Raw genomic sequence first — 18,141 nt, 5'->3', positions numbered from 1 at the left:
GACCACACCCCTCCACCGCCCCGATCCCCAGCCTGCTCTTGCGATCTTGGCGCTGGGTCAAGGCATCTTTCCCGCCTTGACGCGGCGGCAAGATCGCGAACACTCAAAGATCGGGGCGGTGGAGGGGTGTCACTACCCGAGCTCAGCCGAGGTCCGATGCAGATCGCGCCGGAACGTCTCGCGGACGGTGAACACGGCGACGAAGGTGATCACCGCCATCGCGACGATGTAGAGCGACACCGACCACGCGGACCCGGTCGCGGCCAGCAGCGCGGTCATGATGAACGGGGCGAGCCCGCCGGCGAGTACGGAAGCGATCTGGAAGCCGAGCGAGGCGCCGGAGTACCGCACGTCGGCGGGGAACATCTCGGCGTACAGCGCCGCCTGCGGGCCGTACATGGTCGCGTGGATGGTGAACGCGACGACGAGCCCGAGCAGCACCAGCGGCACGGAACCGGTGCCCACGAGCCAGAACAGCGGGAACGCGAAGGCCGCCATCAGCACGGTGCCCACCAGGTACTGCTTGCGGCGGCCGCGCCGGTCCGAGAGGGCGCCGAACAGCGGGATCGTCACGACCTGGGTGAGCCCGGCGGCCATGACGCAGATCAGGATCGTCGTCTTGGACAGGTGCGCGTAGTGCACGCCGTAGTCGAGCATGCCGCTGATGAGGATGTAGAACGTCGCGTTGACGACCATGAACGCGCCCGCGGCCTGCAGGATTTCGCGCCAGTACTTGCGGACCGCCTCGCGCAGCGGGGCCTTGCGCCGCCCGGTACCGGCCGAACGTTGTTGCAGCGTCCGGAAAACGGGCGTGTCCTCGATTTTCAGCTGGACGTAGACGCCGATCACGACGAGCACGAGCCCGGCCAGGAACGGGATCCGCCAGCCCCAGCTGTCGAAGTCCGTTGTGGACAGTGTCGCGGTCAGCACGAGGAACAGCGCGTTGCCGACCACGGCACCGGCGATGGATCCGGTCTGCACCAGGCTGCCGTAGAACCCGCGCCGGTTCGCGGGCGCGTGCTCGGTCAGCAGCAGCGCGGCGCCGCCCCATTGCGCGCCCACGCCGATGCCCTGGATGAGCCGGAAAACCACCAGTAGCACCGGGGCCCAGACGCCGATCGCGGAGAACCCGGGCAGCAGGCCGATCGCGAACGTGGACCCGCCCATCACGACCATGGCGCCGACGAGCGGGGGCTTGCGGCCGAACCGGTCGCCGAGGTGCCCGGCGACGATCCCGCCGAGCGGCCGCGCGAAGAACCCGACGGCGAAGGTGGCGAACGACGCGAGCGTGCCCGCGGTGCTGTCGAACGACGGGAAGAACTGCTTGCCGAACACGAGCGCGGCCGCGGTCGAGTAGATCATGAAGTCGAACCACTCGAGGACCGTCGCGAGCACCGACGCCGCCGCGAGCTTCGCCATTTTCGGCTTGGCCGCCCCGTCCGCGCCGCTCGCCGCCTCCGCGGCGGTGTGGGGTTTGTCCGGGCTGACGGGCATGGCATACCTCCGTTGGCTGCCTGACGAACGATCGTTCATAACGTAGGCGGCCGAGCCGGCGAAGGCAAGAGGCGGGTCAGCCCGGCGTCGCTTCGAGGAGCGCCAAGGCGAAGCGGGCGTGCTGGTTTCCCAGTTCCTCAGCGGAAAGCCGGCCGCCGGGCCGGTACCACGTCGAGATCGCGGACACCATCGACACGATGTTCCGCGCGGCGTCGTCCGGGTACGGCGTGCGGAACTCCCCGGCGGTGGCACCCGCCGCGACCAGTTCCTCGTAGATCCCCTGCGTGCTGTCCCGCGCCGCGACCACGCGTTTGCGCGCCGCGCCCGTCAGGTAGCGGATTTCGCTCAGTGCCACCAAAGACGCCACTTGGTGGTCCACGACGAACCCGACATGGGCCCGCACCGCGGCGCTGAGCCTGTCCGCCTGGCGCCTGCCCGCGCCGCGCACCGCCTGCTGGATCCGGTTCAGCAGCTCGTCGTTCGCCATCCGCAGCACGGCGGCCAGCAGGTCGGATTTGGACGGGAAGTAGTTGTACAGGTTGGACAGGCTGGTCTTCGCGCCCCGAGCGACGTCCCTCATCGACGCCCCGTAGAACCCCTTGTCCCCGAAGGCTTCGAGCGCCGCGTTCAGGATGGCGGCCTCACCGGCCCGCGCGGTGTCCGGGATGAGCGTCGGGGAAGAACGTTCGTTCATGTCGGGAGTTTAGTTTGACGGAGAGTCGCTGGTCAAACCGTCCTGGCCGGGAGGTCTTGACGAATCCGCCGGGCCATGATGTTTTAAGAACGTTCGTTCGTATCGCGCCGGAGCGCGCGGAACCGGGCGGCGGAGATCGGGGTGAGGATGTTCTTCGAGGAATTCCAGGTGGGGCAACGGTTCACCAGCGCCACGCGCGAGGTGGGTGAACGGGACCTCGCGGCCTTCACGGAGCTGAGCGGGGACCGGCACCCGCTGCACACCGAGGGCGGTGGCCGGTTCGCCGCGCCCGTGCTGCACGGGCCGTTCGGGCTCGCGGTGTTCCTCGGGCTGTTCCACGAGCTGGGCATCATGACCGACTCGGTGCTCGCGCTGCTCGACACGCGGTGGCGCTACCGCGCGCCGATCCTGGTCGGTGACACGCTGCATTTCGAGCTCACCATCACCCGGTGTCACCGCACGTCCGCGGGCGACGAAGGCGTGGTGAACCGGCACGTGAAGCTGCTCAACCAGGACGGTGTCACCGTGCAGGAGGGCACGACCGCGGTGCTCGTCCGCGCACGGGACAGCGGCCCCGACCCGGCAGGGCGGGCGTTCGGCACCGTCGCCTGGGGCGAGGCGGTGGTGGAGCGGCTCGGCGCGGAGTTCGCGGCGGCGACGGCCACCTGGGACGGCACGATCGGCCTGCGCAGCGGCGATCACGAGGTGCACCTGCGGATCTACCGTGGCCGGGTGCTCGAAGTGACCCGCCGCACACCGCTGGGCGCGACGTTCGTCCTCGGGGCGGACGAGCTGACCTGGACCGAGCTGATCACGGGTGAGCACAACGACTTCATGCGCCGGGCGATGCGGGGCGAGTTCGAGGTCAGCGGCAGCGGGTACGAGTACCTTCGGCTGACGAAGGCACTGGCACTGCTCGTCGACGCGGCACGGGAGGTGGCCCGATGATCGAGGCGTCCTATGTGGACATCGGCGGCACACTGTCCTATGTGGAACAGTGCGGTGCTGGGCAGCCGGTGCTGTGCGTGCACACGGCCGGGCAGAGCGGCGTGCAGTGGCGGCGGACGACGGAGGAACTCGCGGCGCTGGGCTACCGCGTGATCGTGCCGGACCTGCCGGGCCACGGCCGGTCCGAACCCGCCCCCGGCGGCCCGGTCGATGACCTCGGCTGGTACGCGCGGTGGTGCGTCGAGCTGATCGACGTGCTCAGGCTGTCCCGGCCGTTCGTGGTGGGCTGCTCGATCGGCGGCAAGATCGCGCTGGACGTGGCCACCCGCGTCGGTTCGCGGCTGGCGGGCACGGTGGCGATGGCGGCCACGGCGGGCCCGGGGCGGGTGAGCATGAACGGCCTGCGCCGGGAACTGGAGGACATCGCGGCGCCGAGCCGGACCGACCGCACCTACCTCGGCACGCTCGCCGTCGTCGGGCGCGCCGTGCCGGCCGAACGAGCCGAGCTGATCGCGACGATGCACCGTCGTGAGGATCCGGCAGTGTCCACTTCGGACCTGCTGGGCTGGGGAAGTCACGACGTGCGAAGCGGTCTGGCCGACATCGGGTGCCCGGTGCACCTCGTTGTCGGCGAGGACGACCTCTGGCTCGACCCGGCCACGGTGCGCGCGACGGCCGAAGCGGTGCCGGACGGGCGTTTCACGATGCTGGAGGGCATCGGGCATTATCCGATGGAGGAGCTGGATGGGTTTCCGGCGCGGCTGCACGGCTGGCTGAGCGAATGGGCGGTGAAGGCATGAACCTGTGGTCCCTGCTCGACGGCCGGGATCCCGGCTCGGTCGTCGCCTTCGACGCCGGTGCCGGCCCGGTGACCACCGATGAGCTGCGGCAGCGCGCGCTGGGCGTCGCGGAATCTCTGCGGCGGGCCGGAGCCGGAGCGGGGGACTGCGTCGCGGTGTGGCTGCCGAACTGGTCGGACGCGCTGGCCTGGCAGTTCGGGGCGGCCGCGGTCGGCGCGCACGTGATCGGGGTGAACACCCGCTACAACGTCGACGAGGTAAGGCATGTGCTGGAGCGTGCGCGGCCGGAAGTCGTTGCGCTGGCCCATGATTTCCACGGACTCGACCTCCTCGGCCGGCTTCGGCGCGCGGTGGGCGAAGGCACCCCGCCGGAGGTGGCCGTCGTCCCGGGACCGGGAGGGCGGCCTCCCCGGGATCTCAGCGGCTACGACCTCGGCGCCGGCGCCTGGCTGGTCGCCACGGGCGGCGAGGATGCCGGAACGGCGACCGGCGACGAGCTGGCCGTGGCGTTCACCACGTCCGGCTCCACGGGAAAGCCGAAACTGGCCGCGCACAAGGCTTCCGCAGTCGTCGAGCACGCCAGGTACGACGCCGCCGGGATGGACGTCGGGCCGGGGGACGTCGTGGTGTGCGCGCTTCCGCTGTCCGGGGTTTTCGGCTTCAACACGGCGACGGCCGCGATCGCGGGCGGCGCGGCCTGCCTGCTGGAACCGGTCTTCGACGAGCGTGCGCTGCTCGCGGACATGGCCAGGCTGCGGGCGACGCACCTGGTGGGCGGCGACGATCTCGCGGGCAGGCTCGCCGATGCCTGGCAGGGCGAGGACCTGCGCGCGTGGCGGTGGCTGGGCATCGCCGATTTCGTCGGCCGGTCCCGCGAACTGGCGGAATGGACGCTGCGGGAGTTCGGCACCGTGACCACCGGTGTGTACGGATCGTCGGAAGTGTTCGCGCTGACGGCTTTCTGGCCCGCGGACGAGCCGGAGGCGCGGCGCTGGCGAGGCGGCGGGAAACCGGTGTCGCCCCGGATCGAAGCGCGTGTGGTCGACGGCGAACTGCAGCTGCGCGGCCCGAACGTCGTCGACGCGTACCTGGGTCAGGACAACCCGGAGGCGTTCACCGAAGACGGCTGGTTCCGCACCGGGGACCTCGCCGAGATCCACGACGACGGCGCGTTCACGTACCTCTGCCGGATGGGCGATGTGCTGCGGTTGCGGGGTTTCCTCGTCGAGCCGGCGGAAATCGAGCAACGGCTGGCCGAACACGAGGCGGTGATCTCGGCCAAAGTGGTCGGCATCCGCGGCGACGAAGGCGACGAGGCGATCGGTTTCGTCGTCACGGAGGGCGAAACCGACGGCGAAGCACTCCGCGAGTGGTGCGCGCGGACCCTCGCGAAGTTCAAGGTCCCCGCCGAAATCCACGTGATCGGCGAAATGCCGACCACCTCGGGCACGAACGGGATGAAGATCAAGGCCGCCACCCTGCGCGAATGGGCCCTGGAGCGGCGGAAGTCCGCCCGGTAGCGCCTCAGCCCGCGTTGAGGTCGCGGGGGTCCACCGTGCCCGGCCCGTTGCGCAGGCCGGTCACGGTCGCCGTGCCGAGCGCGCCCGTGCGGTCGAAAACCGTGGCCGTGCCGGTCGCCACGCCTTCGTGTTCGACGCGGAGTTCCGCGGCGAGGCCGACTTCGGCCCCGGCTTCGGGCAGCCGGGCGAGCGCGAGCGTGACGTCGGCATTGATGAACTCGATGCCGTGGTCACCCCAGTTCGCGACGAGGTTGACGATGTCCGCGGCCATCGCGGTGTGCTGGAACGGCGTCGGCTTCTCGCCGAGCACCACCGGGTACGGGCACTGCCACAGCATTTTGCGCGCGGCGTTCTGGTGCTGCGCCGGCGAACTCGTCCAGCCCACTTTTTCGCTGTAGTACAGGCGGGGTTCGGTTTCCGACGTCGGATGCAGCGCGGGCGGCGGCGCGCTGAACCACTCGGCGGGCGACCACGTCCTGCCGTCCGGCGGCAGGGAAGTGGCGAGGAAGAGCCCGCTCGCCCTGGCCACCAGTTTGTCCTTTTGGTACAGGAACGCCTCGACGAGACACAGCCGCCGCCCGCGCCGCACGACGTCGGCCACCGCGACGCACGGATCGGCGGAAGCCGGGCGCAGCAGGTCGAGAGTCCACCGGGCCGGCTGCAAAGCGGCGCCACCCTCCTGCGCCACCGGCTCCGCGGCGCGGGCGAGGAGCCCGCTCACGGCCATCCCGCGGAGCTGGTCACCCGAGCCCCAGCGGCTGAACGCGCTGGGCTGGGGATGCAGGATTTCCTTGTCAGGCCGCGATTCGGCCCGGAAGTAGCCGGTGGTCACCCAGCGAACCTACATCATTTCAAGGACCAGCCCGGCGGGCCTACTGGTTCCGGAGCGTCCGGTAGGTGAAGTCGGTCAGGTAGTCGTTCAGCTTCAGAGAGGCCTCCGAGGCTTTCGTCTCGTCGCCGTGGCAGATGGCGCGCAGGATGTCGCCGTGCAGGTCGGCCGCCGCGCGCAGCTCCGACTTCGGCTCGCGCAGGTGGGCGAACCAGAACCGCCGGGAAAGCCCTTGCAGCGGCGCCATCGCCAGCGAAATGAACTCGTTGTGCGACGCGTCGACGATCACGGTGTGGGTCTGCTTCAGCAGGTCCCCGAACTCCTCGGGGTCGTCGCCGTCGAACCCGGCGAGCACTTCCGCGAGTTCGAGGATTCCATCGCGCTGCGCCGTCGTCGCGCGGTGCGCGGCCAGCCGCACGGCCAGCTCTTCCAGCGATCGCCGCAGTTCCAGCACCTTGAGCTGCGCCTCGATCGACGTGGAGGCGACGAACACGCCCTGGCTCGGGTGGATCTCGACCATCCGCTCGCGCGCGAGCCGTTGCAGCGCCTCGCGCACCGGCGTGCGGCCGAGTCCGGTGCGTTCCATCAGCCGGGCTTCGGACACCAGTGATCCCGGCGGGAGCTCCTGGAACGTGATCATCCGCTCCAGCACGTCGTAGGCCTGGTCGGCCTTGTTCGCCACGGGCTGCCTCCTGCTCGCTCTCCGGTCGCCTCTGGACACTACCGCCACCGGTCATGTACAACCAATACATGACCAATATATCGGTGTGGTCGCTCTCGGATACCGCTCCTGATCAGGGGCTCGACGTGCTGGCCGAGGTCGACGTGCTCGTCGTCGGCGCGGGCGCCGCCGGAGTCGCCGCAGCGGTCGTCGCGGCCGAGGCCGGGAAGTCCGTGCTGATCGTGGAGAAGTACGGCTTCGCCGGTGGCGCGGCCGTTGCGGGGATGTCCGGCACGATCTGCGGGCTGTATCAGGCGTCGGAGACCGAACGTGCACCACGCCAGATCGTGACCGGCTTCACCGAGCGCTTCCGCCACGAGTTGTCCACGCGGGGAGGAGTGACCGGGCCCCAGGTCTACGGCAAAACGTGGACGGTCGCGCACGATCCGTTGGTGTGGCGGGAAGTCGCCGACGATCTGCTCGAGAGGGCCGGGGTCTCGGTGCTGTTCCACACTGCGGTCACCGGCGTGCTCCTCGACGGCGACGCGCACTGTGGCGTCGTGGTCGAGTCGAACGCCGGCCGGGCCGTGATCCTCGCCGCGCGCACGATCGACGCCTCCGGGGACGCGGCGGTCGTCGCGCGAGCCGGATACCGCTACAGCTTCGGTGACGCCGGCGCGATCCAGAACCCGACCATGTTCTTCCGCCTCGGCAACGTCGATCTCGCCCGGTTCCGGGAGTTCTACGGAGAGGACACCATTTGCCCGCCTTACGTCACCGAGGAAATCGTGCGGGCACGGGCCACCGGTGCCGACCTGCCGCGCGAGAAGATCTGGATCTTCGCCACGACCAGGCCGGGCGAGCTGATGGTCAACGCCACCCGGCTCGCGGGGCGCGACGGGCGGATGCTCAACGTCATCGACCCCGCCGACTTCACCGAAGCGGAGATCCTCGGCCGCCGTCAGGTCCGCTCCTACGCGCGGTTCCTGACCGCGCGGATCCCCGGCTGTGAAAGCGCTTTCGTCGTGGACACCGGGGTGGAGGCCGGGATCCGGCAGACCCGCACCATCGCGGGCATCGACCGGCTGTCCAATGAGGACGTTCTCGCCGCGCGCAAACGGGCGGACGGGATCTGCCGCGTCTCCTGGCCGATCGAGCTGCACGCCGGCGACCGGCCGAAACTGACCTGGCTGCTCGACGACTACTACGAGGTGCCCTACGGCACGCTCGTCCCCGAACGCGGCGAGAACATCATCGTGGCCGGGCGCTGCCTCAGCGCCGAGCACGAGGCGCTGGCGTCCGCCCGCGTCACCGCGCAGTGCTTCGAATACGGCCATGCCGCCGCCGTGGCCACCCTGCTGTCGCTGGACAAAAGCATCGCCTACCGCGATCTCGACGGCGTCGGCGTGCGCGCGGCGATGGCCGCGAACGGCAGCGCGCTTTCCCTTCCCTGACTGGAGAAACCACCACCATGGACAACCTGCGGAGCAACTTCGAGCCGGGCACCACCCGGTGGGCCGTGCGCCGCGCGCAGTGGAGCGCGATGGGCATCAGCCTCGAAGACCAGCACAAACCCAAGATCGCCGTGGTCAACACGTCTTCGAAGCTTTCGGTGTGCTTCGCGCATCTCGACGACGTCGCGGACGTGGTCGCCGGCGCGATCCGCGAAGCAGGCGGGCTGCCGCTGGAAATCCGGACCACCGCGCCCAGCGACTTCGTCACCAGCGCCGGCCGCAAGGCCCGCTACCTCATGCCCACCCGCGATCTGGTCGTCAACGACGTCGAATCGGCCGTCGAGGGCGCCCAGCTCGACGGCATGGTGTTGCTGTCCAGTTGCGACAAGACCACCCCGGCGCACCTGATGGCCGCGGCCCGCCTCGACCTGCCCGCCGTGCTCGTCATCGGCGGCTACCAGCGCGGCGGCACGTATGTCGGGTGCTCGGTGGACATCGACTCGGTGTACGAGTCGGTCGGCGCCGTCGCCTCGGGAAAGCTGAGCGTCGACGAGCTGGGGGAGATGGCCGACACCGCCATCAAGGGCCCCGGCGTGTGCGCGGGGCTGGCCACCGCGAACACCATGCACGTGCTCGCCGAATCCCTCGGCATGACCATGCCGGGCTCCGCACCGATCCGGGCGAACTCCGAGCCGATGCTGGAACGTGCCGCCGCGGCGGGAAAACGCGCGGTCGACCTGGTCCGGGAGGGACTCACCGCACGGAAGGTCATCACCCGCGAGGCGATCGAGAACGCCGTCGAGGTGGCGCTGGCGCTCGGCGGATCGGTCAACTGCATCCGGCATCTGACGGCCGTGGCCGCGGAGGCCGATCTCGGGCTGGATGTGGTCGCGCTGTTCGAGGAAAAAGGCCGCGGTGCGCGGCAACTCGCCGCGATCCGTCCGAACGGGACACACCAGGTGTGGGACCTCGACCGCGCGGGCGGGGTGCAGACGGTGTTGCGCGCGCTGGAATCCCGCGTGCACACCGAAGCGCTGACCGTGTCGGGCCGGACGGTCGCCGAGCTCATTGCGGACGCGCCCGAGCCCGACGGAGACGTGGTGCACCCCTTCGACAAGCCGGTCACCGACGAACCGGGGTTGCTGATCCTCCGGGGCTCGCTCGCGCCGGATGGTTCGATCGTGAAGGTCGCCGGGGTGGGCTCGGCGCGGCGGCAGTTTTCCGGCCCCGCCAAGGTGTTCGGGGGCGAAGACGAGGCGATCGCCGCGCTGGGCGACGGTGAGATCGAGCCCGGGCACGTGATCGTCCTGCGCGGGATGGGGCCGCGCGGCGGCCCTGGCACGGTGTTCGCCGCGAGCTTCGTCGCCGCGTTGAACGGCGCGGGCCTCGGCGGCCAGGTCGCGGTGGTCACCGACGGGGAACTGTCCGGGCTGAACCACGGACTCGTCGTCGGCCAGGTGATGCCCGAGGCCGCGGACGGTGGCCCGCTCGCCGGCGTGCGGGACGGGGATGTCGTGTCGATCGACCTCGACGCCCGCCTCATCGACGCCGAACCCGTGCGGGACGGCGCGCCCGTGACCTCCGGTGACCCCTCCGCCGAGCGTGGCTGGCTCGGCCAGTACGCCGCGCTGGTCGGCCCCATCCAGCGCGGCGCCGTGCTGCGCCGCCCCTGATTTTCCCCGCCACCCAAGGAGATGGCCCCATGACCGGGACACGACGACAGGCACGCCGGGCTGGCGTCGCCGCGCTCATCGGTACCACGCTGGAGTGGTACGACTTCCTCATCTACGGCACCGCCGCCGCCCTCATCCTCAACAAGCTGTTCTTCCCGGCGGTGAGCCCCGTCGCGGGCACTCTCGCCACGTTCGCCACCTACGCGGTCGGGTTCCTGGCGCGGCCGCTGGGCGGGATCGTGCTCGGCAGCCTCGGTGACCGGGTCGGCCGCAAAACCATGCTGGTGCTCACGATCGTGCTGATGGGCGTGGCCACCGCGCTGATCGGCGTGTTGCCCACCTACGACCAGATCGGCCCGTGGGCGCCGGTCCTGCTGATCCTGCTCCGGCTCGTACAGGGCTTCGGAGCGGGCGGCGAGTACGCGGGCGCAGTGGTCCTGTCGGTCGAACACGGCGACCAGCGGCGCCGCGGCCTCGCCGGTGCCTGGGCGCCGGCCGGGTTCGCGGCCGCGACCCTGCTGGCGACCGGGATCTACCAGCTGTTCCTGCTGCTGCCCGACGACCAGTTCCGGCAGTGGGGCTGGCGCGTCCCGTTCCTGCTCGGGATCGTGATGCTCGTGGTCGGGTACTTCGTGCGCAGCGGCGTCGAGGAGACCCCGGCGTTCGAAAACGCGCGGAAAACGGCGCCCGCCAAGGTTTCCCTGTTTTCCGCGCTGCGCGAGGAACCGCGGAGTTTCTTCGTCGTGGTCGGCGCCCGGTTCGCCGAGAACGGGTTCGCTTACCTGTTCCCGGTTTTCGCGGTCGCTTTCCTGACCAAGCAGCTGGATCTCGCGGAGTCGCTGGGCCTGACCGCGGTGATCATCGCCTCGGCCGTGCAGGTGGTGTGCGTGCCATTGTTCGCCTGGCTGTCGGACCGGTGGGGGCGGCGGCCGGTCTACGCCACCGGGGCGGTCGCGTCCGCGGTGTGGACGGTGCCGTTCTTCCTGCTGCTGGAAAGCCGGGACCCGGTCGCCGTCGTGGTGGCTTTCGTGGTGGGGCTGGGGATCTGCTATCCGGCGATGCTGGCCCCGCAGGCCGCCTGGTTCGCGGAACTGTTCGGCACCAGGACCAGGCTCGCCGGGTTCGCCTTCGCCCGCGAGGTCGGTTCCGTGCTGGCCGGCGGTTTCCTTCCGTTGATCGCCACAGCGCTCCTCGCGTGGTCCGGGCACTGGTGGCCGGTCGCCGCGTACCTGGGCGTGCTCACCGTGATCACGCTGGTCGCGCTCGCCGCCGGGCCCGAAACCCGGCGTCGCGACCTGGAGTCGGCGCCGGTTCCGGCGGGCACCGACGAAGCCGTGCGGCGTTAGCTCAGCCGAGCGCCTCCCCGAATTCCGCGGTCAGCTCGGTGACGGCCCGGTCGACGGCGGGCGAGATGCCGGGCATACCGAAGTACGGGTGGATGAACCCGGGGTAGACCCGCAGCATGACGGGGACGCCGGCCTGGAGCAGGCGTCCCGCGAAGACGATGCCGTCGTCGCGCAGCGGGTCGAACCCCGCGACGCCGATGATCGTCCGCGGCAGGTCCGCGAGGTTGTCCGCCAGCGCGGGGGAGACCCGCGGATCGCGGGCGAGCGCGGCATCTCCACCGAAGTAGAGCTTGTTGACCACCTCGAGGTCTTCCACGGTGATGAAGTAGCCCTCGGCGTTCTCGGTCTTCGAGGGGTACGACGCGGTGGCGTCGGTGAACGGCGAGGCCAGCAGGAGGGCTTTGACTCCGGCGCCACCGGGCCCGCCGCTGGCGGCACCGAGCGCCGTCACGATGGCGAGGTTCGCGCCGGCGCTCTCCCCGGCCAGCCCGATCCGGCTCGCGTCGCCGCCGAGGGAGCCGATGTTCTCGCGCACCCAAGCAAGCGCGGCAGCCGCGTCCTCCGTCGCAGCAGGGAACGGATTTTCCGGTGCCAGGCGGTAATCCACGGACACCACGACGGCGCCCAGCTCGTGGCTCAAGCGCCGGGCGACATCCTGGAACAGGTGCGCGCTGCCGAGCACGAACCCGCCGGGGTGGAGGTACAGGACCGTCGGCACCGGCCCCTCGGCCAAGGGACGGAAAACGGTCAGCCGCGCCGAGTCGAGCGCGACCTGCTCCGCCGAGGCGACCGGCGCGAACGACGAAGGGTCCCAGCCACCCTCGATGGCCGCGGCCAGCCGCGAGCGCATTTCGTGAGGCTCGCCCTCGAACGCGCCCGGCGCGCCGGCGGAACGGAGGAAGGAGAGGAACTCGGCGAAGCCGGGGTCGAGGGTCATGCGTTTCCCTTCCGAAGGCACCGGTTACCAGCCCAGCGGCACCTGTTGCCGGCCCGGCGGCACCGTTGTGTTACCACCGGGGCACCAGTCCGTCCAGGTCCGGTCGGGGGCTCCTGGCCGTTTCGATCTCACCGAGCAGCTGCCAGTACTGCTCTTTTTCCTCCCAGTCGAGGGAAAGCGTCACAACGCGGGCAGCACAACAGCGGACGCCCACCAGGACCTTTTCCCCGTAGCTCGTCTGCTTGGCCTGCTCGTTGAGCCGCTCGTGCCAGACCCCAGGCTCCCCAGCGCTCGTGGCCGGGTCACGCAGCGCGAACGTTGCCAATGCCGCGAACCCCGCCTGCACGGAGTCCTTCACCGGCGGCCCACCGGCGATCTCCAGAACCGCCAGCCGCGCAACGGACGACAGCAGGCGATCTGCTTCCTCGTGGTCGAGGCCTGTCGTGGCTTCGCGCACCTGCGCGCGCAGGGCGTCGACGTCCTTCAGCGCCTGGTGCCTGTCCGCCGGGGCGACGCCGCCGTCCCGAGCCAGCGTCCGCTGGACGTCCGCGACCCGCTCCGGGGCCAGCCCGAGGAACTCCGCCGTCTCGGTGAACGCCGGCTCCAGCCCCGTCTTGACCTTCGGGAACGTGGCGCGAACTCGTTGCCGTGACGCCCCTTTCCCGGTCTCCTTGATCTGGTCGCGCGCCAGATCGAGCAGCTGGACGAGATCCGCGGCGACCTGCTGGAGGGCCTCGCCCGCCACGCCGGTGTTCCCGGCGCGCCGTGCGGCCGCGCGGGCTTCCTCGTGCGCGCGCAACCGGTCCAGCGAGAACGGGCCCTCCGGCGGCACCAGCTCGTCGCCTTCTTCGACGCCCGCCGGCTCCTCGTGCCCGCCCGGATTCGGTTCCCCCGCGCCCCGCCGCGACTCGACGAGCTGTTCTTCCTTGCGTTGCCGGAAGAACGGGTCGAAGCCTCCCGGGTTCGGCGCCGCGTGGGTCATTTCGTCCGTCCTCGCGATCCTTCGTCGACAGGGCGAAACCACTGTCGCACAGTGGGGCCCTCCGGCGTTCACCGGATCGGCCGTAAGGCGCACGGACCGTGCACGGCAGGACCGGAAGCGAATACGGAACACCGCCCACGAAACTTCTCGTAGGGGAGGATTCACGATCATGCGGCAAAGTCTGGTGACGGTGACGGCCGCGTTGATTGTCGGCAGTGGTCTCGTGGCGGGCAGCGCGACCGCGTACACGGCTGAAATACCGGCTCAGTCGAGCCCCCAGCCGATGGAGACGACAGTGCCGAAATGCCTTCACGACAAGGAGGACAAAGGAATATTTGGCGGATTCAACTGGTCGTCGCAACACTCCATTGTGGAAATTGGGAGTGTGTTGTGGCGCAAGGACAAGCGCGAGCGGCGATTGCGGCTGGTCGGCCGCCGTTGCGGTCTCCGGGGCGGCCGCCGGTCAATCGGCGCGACGAGCGGCAGCGTTTCTGGCGGTTGATCGCCCGGGGACTGTCCAGTGAGGATGCCGCGGTCGCGTGTGGTGTGTCGATGCCATTGGGGTCACGGTGGTTCCGTGAGGGTGGTGGCATGCCATCGATCAGCTTTGAGTCGTCGTCGGGCCGGTACCTGTCGTTCGCCGAACGCGAGGAGATCGCACTGTTGCGGTCGAAGGGAACCGGGGTCCGGGAGATCGCGCGCCAGACCGGCCGTTGCGCATCAACGATCTCGCGAGAACTGCGACGTAACGCGGCCACTCGAGGTGGTCGTCTGGACTATCGGGCATCGGTCGCGCAGTGGCATGCCGACCGTCAGGCACGCCGCCCGAAAGTCGCCAAACTCGCAGCCGATGAGCGACTACGGGGCTACGTCCAGGACCGGCTCGCCGGCGCCGTCACCGGCGCGCACGGCAGGGCAATCCCCGGCTCAGAAACGCACTGGATCGGCCGCAGGCACGGACCTCGCCAGGACCGCCGCTGGGCCACCGCATGGAGCCCGGAACAGATCGCCCGCCGACTCCCGTTCGACTTCCCCGACGATGACACCATGCGCATCTCACATGAGGCGATTTACCAGTCGCTCTACATTCAAGGCCGTGGAGCGTTGCGTCGCGAACTGACGGCGTGCCTGCGCACCGGTCGCGCGCTGCGGGTCCCCCGAGCTCGCAGCCGGGGCGGGGAAGGAAGTTCGTCACCGAAGACGTGATGATCAGTCAACGGCCCGCCGAGGTCCAGGATCGGGCCGTTCCTGGTCACTGGGAAGGAGATCTGATCATCGGCTTGCACCGTTCCGCGATCGGGACCCTGGTCGAACGCACCACGCGTTTCACGATGCTGCTGCACCTGCCACCCATGCCCGGCCACGGCGATCCTCGCGCCAAGAACGGCCCACCGCTGGCCGGACACGGAGCCGCAGCAGTCCGCGACGCTATCGCCTCCACCATCACCGCCTTGCCCGAACAACTACGCATATCGCTGACCTGGGACCAGGGCGCGGAAATGGCCCAGCACACCCAACTCCGGATCGACACCGGGCTACAGATCTACTTCGCCGATCCCCACAGCCCCTGGCAGCGCGGCACGAACGAGAACACCAATGGCTTGCTACGCCAGTACTTCCCCAAAGGAACCGACCTCGCCCGCTACAGCCGACGTGACCTCAACGCCGTCGCCGCAGCCCTCAATACCCGCCCCCGCAAGACACTCGGCTGGAGAACCCCCTCCGAGGCGCTGAACGACCTGCTACTCTCGCACGAATAAACCAGTGTTGCGACCACCGATTGAATCCGCCTTTTATACGACTATCTGGGTGGCGAGCACCGGTAAACGCCATTACCGGATCCAGCTCATCATGGCCCGCGGCGCCGACAACCGCTGTTTCTCGATCGAGCCGGGCCAGACTCGCAGTAACTGTTCCCGGGGCGCCAGCCCGTATTTGGACCGGATCATTCTCTGCTGAGCAACCTCCTTCCGCCGGATCCGCGTTGTCCCCGCCCGCGCGTCGCGAATCCGACGCGGACCCGGCGAGTGTCTCTTCGCGGATAGCGAGGACGTGGTCAGCCATAATCGCACCATTCGGTGAGCTTGCCTGCCTCGTCGAAGGTCATCAGGGAGGCCACGTCGAGCCGGCACTGCTCGCCCGCCTTGCCGAAGCCGGGCACGTCGACGGCAGCGGTGCCCTGCCATACCGTCTCGCGGAAGACGGTACGACCGGAGACGGCCCAGCGCGTCGTTTCGCCGATCGACCGGTCCGGGAACGCCTGGCCCATCGCGTCGATGGTCTCGAACATCTTGTCCCGGCCCTGGGCGCCCACGCCGCGGTTCTGGTGCACCACGGTCACGTTTTCGTGCACCAGTTCGCGAAGCGCGTCGTAGTCGAACCGGTTCCAGGCGTCCACCACGGCCAGCGCGCGGTTGAACAAGCCGGTGTCGTGCGTCGTCATGGTCAGCCCACCTCGATCGAGAATTCGTGGATGCCGCGGGTCGGCATCGAGAAGGTCTTGATGTCCTGATCCGGCGCGAGCCGGAACCGGGGAACGCGCTCCAGTAAGCGATCCAGCGCGGTCCGCATCATCAGGCGGGCGTGGTTCGCGCCGAGGCACCGGTGCGGCCCGACGCTGAACGCGACATGGCGGACGTCTTCGCGGTGCAGGTTCCAGGTGTGCGGATCGGGGAACCGCGCCGGATCCCGGTTCGCGCCGTTGTAACTCGTCCACACTTTCGCACCGGCCGGCAGGTGGACACCGGCCAATTCGGTGTCCACGGTGGCCGTTCGCTGCAGGGCGGTCACGTTGGCAAACATCCGCAGCCCTTCCTCGACCGCCGCGGGGACGAGTGAGCGATCACCGGCCAGCTCGGCAAGAGCGTCCGGGTGGCGGGCCAGGTGGTGCACGATCCCGCCCAGCACCGTGCCGACCGACTCGGTGCCCGCGATCGCCAGCGGCACGACCACGGCCGTGCGCTCGGCCATCGTCGGTTCCCGCCCGTTGATGTCCCGCACCACGCAGACGGCGCTCACCAGATCGTCGGGGAGCGGGTCCGCCATCCGGGCGCGCACGAGGTCGGCGGCGGCGTTGTTGATGTTCACGAACGCCGCGCCGGCGATCTCCGGGGTCTCGCCGACGAACAGGTCGTGACTCCAGTGCATCCAATCGTCGATCTCGTCGCCGGGCAGGTGCAGGATCTCCGAGAACACGACCTTCAGCTGGAGCGGCCGCAGGAGGCCCGCCATCACCGGGAACCGCCCGCCGGGCAGCACCCCGCCGAGTAGCTCGTCGGTCACCTCGCGGATCTTGTCCTCGTAACCGGCTACCCGCTTGACCGTCAGGTAGGGATCGATGATCTTGCGCCAGCCGGTGTGCACCGGCGGGTCGAGGTCCTCGGGCAGGAACCGGCCCTCGTTCTTGGGTGGTTCGGCCCGGTTGTCACCTCCGAGGATCGCGACCCCCTGCTCCGACGAGAACGTGCCCGCGTCCCGCAGCACGGCGAACACGTCCTGGAAGCGCGTCGCGAAATAGCAGGGAGTACTGCCCTGGGTGTGGACGCCGAGCGAGGCTTCGGCCTGCAGGCGCCCGATGGTGGGCCAGAACTCGTCGTTGAACTCCTCGGACCACAGGTTGACGGGACAGAGCCCGTGCCCGGCCCCGGACTGCGCGCCGCTCACCGCGCCTCCTCCACTTCGATGGCGAATTCCGGGCAGCAGCCGGCGATCTCCTTGGCCCGCCCGGCTTCGACCGGCTCGTCACTCGTGAGCACGGCGAGCCCTTCGTCGTCCGCGTCGATGAGCTCGGGCGCGATCTCGTAGCAGCGCCCGTGCCCCTGGCACAGGCCGAGATCGATCCGCAGTTGTGCGCGCATGGTGGTTGCTCCTGCGCGGTCTCAGGCGCGGGCGAGCTGCCCGGCGTCCACGGGGATGGCGACGCCCGAGACGTAGCGCGCTTCGTCGGAAGCGAGCCACAGCACGGCGTTGCTGACGTCCTCCGGCTCGACCCAGGGCGCGGGTAGCAGAGTGAGCGTCCCGTAGGCCTTGGCCGCGTCCTCCGGCGTCGGGTCGTCCACCTCCGGGATGAACATCTTCAGCAGCGTGTCGTTCATCGCCATCGGGGTGTTGACGGTGCCGGGGTTGACCGAGTTGACCCGGATCCCACTCGGGCCGAGTTCGTTGGCCAGGCTCAGCATCAGGCCCTGGATGCCGTGTTTGGACGCGCCGTAGTGGGCCATTCCCGGTACGCCGCGCAGCCCGACCGTGGAGCTGACGAACACGATCGAGCCGGCGCGCTGCGCGAGCATCGCGGGAATGACGGCCTTCGCCGCATGGAAGGCGCCGACGAGGTTCGTGCCGAGGATGTCGTCCCACTGCTTGTCTGTCAGCTCGTGCGCGGCACCCTGGTTCGCGATCCCGGCGTTGGACACCAGGACGTCGATCCGGCCGAACTCGCCGAGCGCCTCGGCGACCACCGCGTCCAATGTGGCCTGATCGCGGACGTCGCCCGCTCTCGCGATGATCCGGCGGCCCTCTTTTTCCACCAGGCGCGCGGTTTCGGCCAGGTCGCCGGGAGTGCCCTGGCCATACCGCAGCGCGGGCTGGTCCCGGCACAGGTCGACCGCCACGATGTCGGCCCCCTCCTGCGCGAGCCGCACGGCGTGGGCGCGGCCCTGCCCCCGGGCGGCGCCGGTGATCAGCGCGACGCGTCCTGCTACCCGTCCCATTGGTCCTCGTTTCATTCCGAAGGCGTTGACGCCCTGATTTCGAAACCCTCTTCGCCTCAGCGACGGTAGTGGCACGGGACACAGTCCGTCAAGA

Annotated in this window: 17 protein-coding genes and 1 pseudogene; 8 read left to right on the top strand and 10 right to left on the bottom strand. The window is 69.8% G+C overall.

Annotation, left to right across the window (positions count from 1 at the left end):
* Positions 1 to 132 precede the first annotated feature (132 nt).
* Positions 133 to 1,494, bottom strand: coding sequence for an MFS transporter (locus FPZ12_RS27440; protein ID WP_144749450.1), 1,362 nt, complete (start codon positions 1,492 to 1,494; stop codon positions 133 to 135).
* Between the two features lie 76 nt (positions 1,495 to 1,570).
* On the bottom strand, positions 1,571 to 2,188 hold the full coding sequence (locus FPZ12_RS27435; RefSeq protein ID WP_144749448.1) for a TetR/AcrR family transcriptional regulator: 618 nt from the start codon (positions 2,186 to 2,188) through the stop codon (positions 1,571 to 1,573).
* 147 nt (positions 2,189 to 2,335) lie between these two features.
* Here FPZ12_RS27435 and FPZ12_RS27430 point away from each other — a divergent pair, with 147 nt between their 5' ends.
* The 3 genes from FPZ12_RS27430 to FPZ12_RS27420 are packed head-to-tail and all read left to right on the top strand — an operon-like array spanning position 2,336 to position 5,456.
* Positions 2,336 to 3,136, top strand: coding sequence for a MaoC/PaaZ C-terminal domain-containing protein (locus FPZ12_RS27430; RefSeq protein ID WP_243770054.1), 801 nt, complete (start codon positions 2,336 to 2,338; stop codon positions 3,134 to 3,136).
* Positions 3,133 to 3,936: an alpha/beta fold hydrolase gene (locus tag FPZ12_RS27425; protein ID WP_144749444.1), complete on the top strand. Its 804-nt coding sequence runs from the start codon at positions 3,133 to 3,135 to the stop codon at positions 3,934 to 3,936. Before FPZ12_RS27430 ends, FPZ12_RS27425 begins: the two co-directional genes overlap by 4 nt.
* Positions 3,933 to 5,456, top strand: a complete 1,524-nt coding sequence (locus FPZ12_RS27420; protein WP_243770053.1) for an AMP-binding protein — start codon at positions 3,933 to 3,935, stop codon at positions 5,454 to 5,456. Before FPZ12_RS27425 ends, FPZ12_RS27420 begins: the two co-directional genes overlap by 4 nt.
* Positions 5,457 to 5,460: 4 nt before the next feature.
* Here FPZ12_RS27420 and FPZ12_RS27415 read toward each other — a convergent pair whose 3' ends face one another.
* Positions 5,461 to 6,288 carry an acyl-CoA thioesterase domain-containing protein gene (locus FPZ12_RS27415; protein WP_144749440.1) on the bottom strand — a complete coding sequence of 276 codons (828 nt, stop codon included), beginning with the start codon at positions 6,286 to 6,288 and terminating at the stop codon, positions 5,461 to 5,463.
* Between the two features lie 40 nt (positions 6,289 to 6,328).
* Positions 6,329 to 6,967, bottom strand: a complete 639-nt coding sequence (locus FPZ12_RS27410) for a GntR family transcriptional regulator (RefSeq protein ID WP_144749438.1) — start codon at positions 6,965 to 6,967, stop codon at positions 6,329 to 6,331.
* Between the two features lie 68 nt (positions 6,968 to 7,035).
* On the opposite strand from FPZ12_RS27410, the gene FPZ12_RS27405 reads away from it, so the two are divergent.
* The 3 genes from FPZ12_RS27405 to FPZ12_RS27395 are packed head-to-tail and all read left to right on the top strand — an operon-like array spanning position 7,036 to position 11,419.
* Complete coding sequence (locus FPZ12_RS27405) at positions 7,036 to 8,400, top strand: FAD-dependent oxidoreductase (RefSeq protein ID WP_144749436.1); 1,365 nt, start codon at positions 7,036 to 7,038, stop codon at positions 8,398 to 8,400.
* A 17-nt stretch (positions 8,401 to 8,417) separates the two neighbouring features.
* A complete protein-coding gene (ilvD, locus tag FPZ12_RS27400; protein ID WP_144749434.1) occupies positions 8,418 to 10,073 on the top strand; it encodes a dihydroxy-acid dehydratase in 1,656 nt (551 codons plus the stop codon).
* Between the two features lie 29 nt (positions 10,074 to 10,102).
* Positions 10,103 to 11,419, top strand: a complete 1,317-nt coding sequence (locus FPZ12_RS27395) for an MFS transporter (protein WP_144749432.1) — start codon at positions 10,103 to 10,105, stop codon at positions 11,417 to 11,419.
* Between the two features lies 1 nt (position 11,420).
* Here the strand turns inward: FPZ12_RS27395 and FPZ12_RS27390 are convergent, their stop codons facing one another.
* Together FPZ12_RS27390 and FPZ12_RS27385 are read right to left on the bottom strand one after the other, a co-directional pair.
* Complete coding sequence (locus FPZ12_RS27390; RefSeq protein ID WP_144749430.1) at positions 11,421 to 12,356, bottom strand: alpha/beta hydrolase; 936 nt, start codon at positions 12,354 to 12,356, stop codon at positions 11,421 to 11,423.
* A gap of 70 nt (positions 12,357 to 12,426) precedes the next feature.
* Complete coding sequence (locus FPZ12_RS27385) at positions 12,427 to 13,338, bottom strand: hypothetical protein (protein ID WP_144749428.1); 912 nt, start codon at positions 13,336 to 13,338, stop codon at positions 12,427 to 12,429.
* A gap of 169 nt (positions 13,339 to 13,507) precedes the next feature.
* Between FPZ12_RS27385 and FPZ12_RS27380 the strand changes: the two genes are divergently transcribed.
* Positions 13,508 to 13,840 (top strand): hypothetical protein, encoded by a 333-nt coding sequence (locus FPZ12_RS27380; RefSeq protein WP_144749426.1) that lies wholly within the window; start codon positions 13,508 to 13,510, stop codon positions 13,838 to 13,840.
* Positions 13,729 to 15,098: pseudogene (locus FPZ12_RS27375) on the top strand (IS30 family transposase). Before FPZ12_RS27380 ends, FPZ12_RS27375 begins: the two are co-directional and overlap by 112 nt.
* Before the next feature lie 296 nt (positions 15,099 to 15,394).
* On the opposite strand, the gene FPZ12_RS27370 reads toward FPZ12_RS27375, so the two are convergent.
* Genes FPZ12_RS27370 through FPZ12_RS27355 form a run of 4 tightly spaced genes read right to left on the bottom strand, consistent with a single transcriptional unit; the run spans position 15,395 to position 18,047 of the window.
* Positions 15,395 to 15,781 (bottom strand): nuclear transport factor 2 family protein, encoded by a 387-nt coding sequence (locus FPZ12_RS27370; protein WP_144749424.1) that lies wholly within the window; start codon positions 15,779 to 15,781, stop codon positions 15,395 to 15,397.
* 2 nt (positions 15,782 to 15,783) lie between these two features.
* Positions 15,784 to 17,001 (bottom strand): cytochrome P450, encoded by a 1,218-nt coding sequence (locus FPZ12_RS27365; protein WP_144749422.1) that lies wholly within the window; start codon positions 16,999 to 17,001, stop codon positions 15,784 to 15,786.
* Positions 16,998 to 17,195, bottom strand: a complete 198-nt coding sequence (locus FPZ12_RS27360; RefSeq protein ID WP_144749420.1) for a ferredoxin — start codon at positions 17,193 to 17,195, stop codon at positions 16,998 to 17,000. Before FPZ12_RS27360 ends, FPZ12_RS27365 begins: the two co-directional genes overlap by 4 nt.
* A 21-nt stretch (positions 17,196 to 17,216) precedes the next feature.
* Positions 17,217 to 18,047, bottom strand: coding sequence for a mycofactocin-coupled SDR family oxidoreductase (locus tag FPZ12_RS27355; RefSeq protein ID WP_144749418.1), 831 nt, complete (start codon positions 18,045 to 18,047; stop codon positions 17,217 to 17,219).
* Positions 18,048 to 18,141 lie beyond the last annotated feature (94 nt).

The organism is Amycolatopsis acidicola (assembly GCF_007713735.2).
GTDB classification, from domain to species: Bacteria; Actinomycetota; Actinomycetes; order Mycobacteriales; family Pseudonocardiaceae; genus Amycolatopsis_E; species Amycolatopsis_E acidicola.
This window is presented reverse-complemented; position numbering and strand designations above follow the sequence as displayed.

Bases quoted from the DNA above. Each gene is read 5' to 3' on its own strand.
- FPZ12_RS27370 (WP_144749424.1), bottom strand. From the start codon at position 15,781: ATGACGACGCACGACACCGGCTTGTTCAACCGCGCGCTGGCCGTGGTG.
- FPZ12_RS27385 (WP_144749428.1), bottom strand. From the start codon at position 13,338: ATGACCCACGCGGCGCCGAACCCGGGAGGCTTCGACCCGTTCTTCCGG.
- FPZ12_RS27425 (WP_144749444.1), top strand. From the start codon at position 3,133: ATGATCGAGGCGTCCTATGTGGACATCGGCGGCACACTGTCCTATGTG.
- FPZ12_RS27420 (WP_243770053.1), top strand. From the start codon at position 3,933: ATGAACCTGTGGTCCCTGCTCGACGGCCGGGATCCCGGCTCGGTCGTC.
- ilvD (WP_144749434.1), top strand. From the start codon at position 8,418: ATGGACAACCTGCGGAGCAACTTCGAGCCGGGCACCACCCGGTGGGCC.
- FPZ12_RS27435 (WP_144749448.1), bottom strand. From the start codon at position 2,188: ATGAACGAACGTTCTTCCCCGACGCTCATCCCGGACACCGCGCGGGCC.
- FPZ12_RS27390 (WP_144749430.1), bottom strand. From the start codon at position 12,356: ATGACCCTCGACCCCGGCTTCGCCGAGTTCCTCTCCTTCCTCCGTTCC.
- FPZ12_RS27405 (WP_144749436.1), top strand. From the start codon at position 7,036: ATGACCAATATATCGGTGTGGTCGCTCTCGGATACCGCTCCTGATCAG.
- FPZ12_RS27355 (WP_144749418.1), bottom strand. From the start codon at position 18,047: ATGGGACGGGTAGCAGGACGCGTCGCGCTGATCACCGGCGCCGCCCGG.
- FPZ12_RS27440 (WP_144749450.1), bottom strand. From the start codon at position 1,494: ATGCCCGTCAGCCCGGACAAACCCCACACCGCCGCGGAGGCGGCGAGC.
- FPZ12_RS27360 (WP_144749420.1), bottom strand. From the start codon at position 17,195: ATGCGCGCACAACTGCGGATCGATCTCGGCCTGTGCCAGGGGCACGGG.
- FPZ12_RS27430 (WP_243770054.1), top strand. From the start codon at position 2,336: ATGTTCTTCGAGGAATTCCAGGTGGGGCAACGGTTCACCAGCGCCACG.
- FPZ12_RS27395 (WP_144749432.1), top strand. From the start codon at position 10,103: ATGACCGGGACACGACGACAGGCACGCCGGGCTGGCGTCGCCGCGCTC.
- FPZ12_RS27380 (WP_144749426.1), top strand. From the start codon at position 13,508: ATGCGGCAAAGTCTGGTGACGGTGACGGCCGCGTTGATTGTCGGCAGT.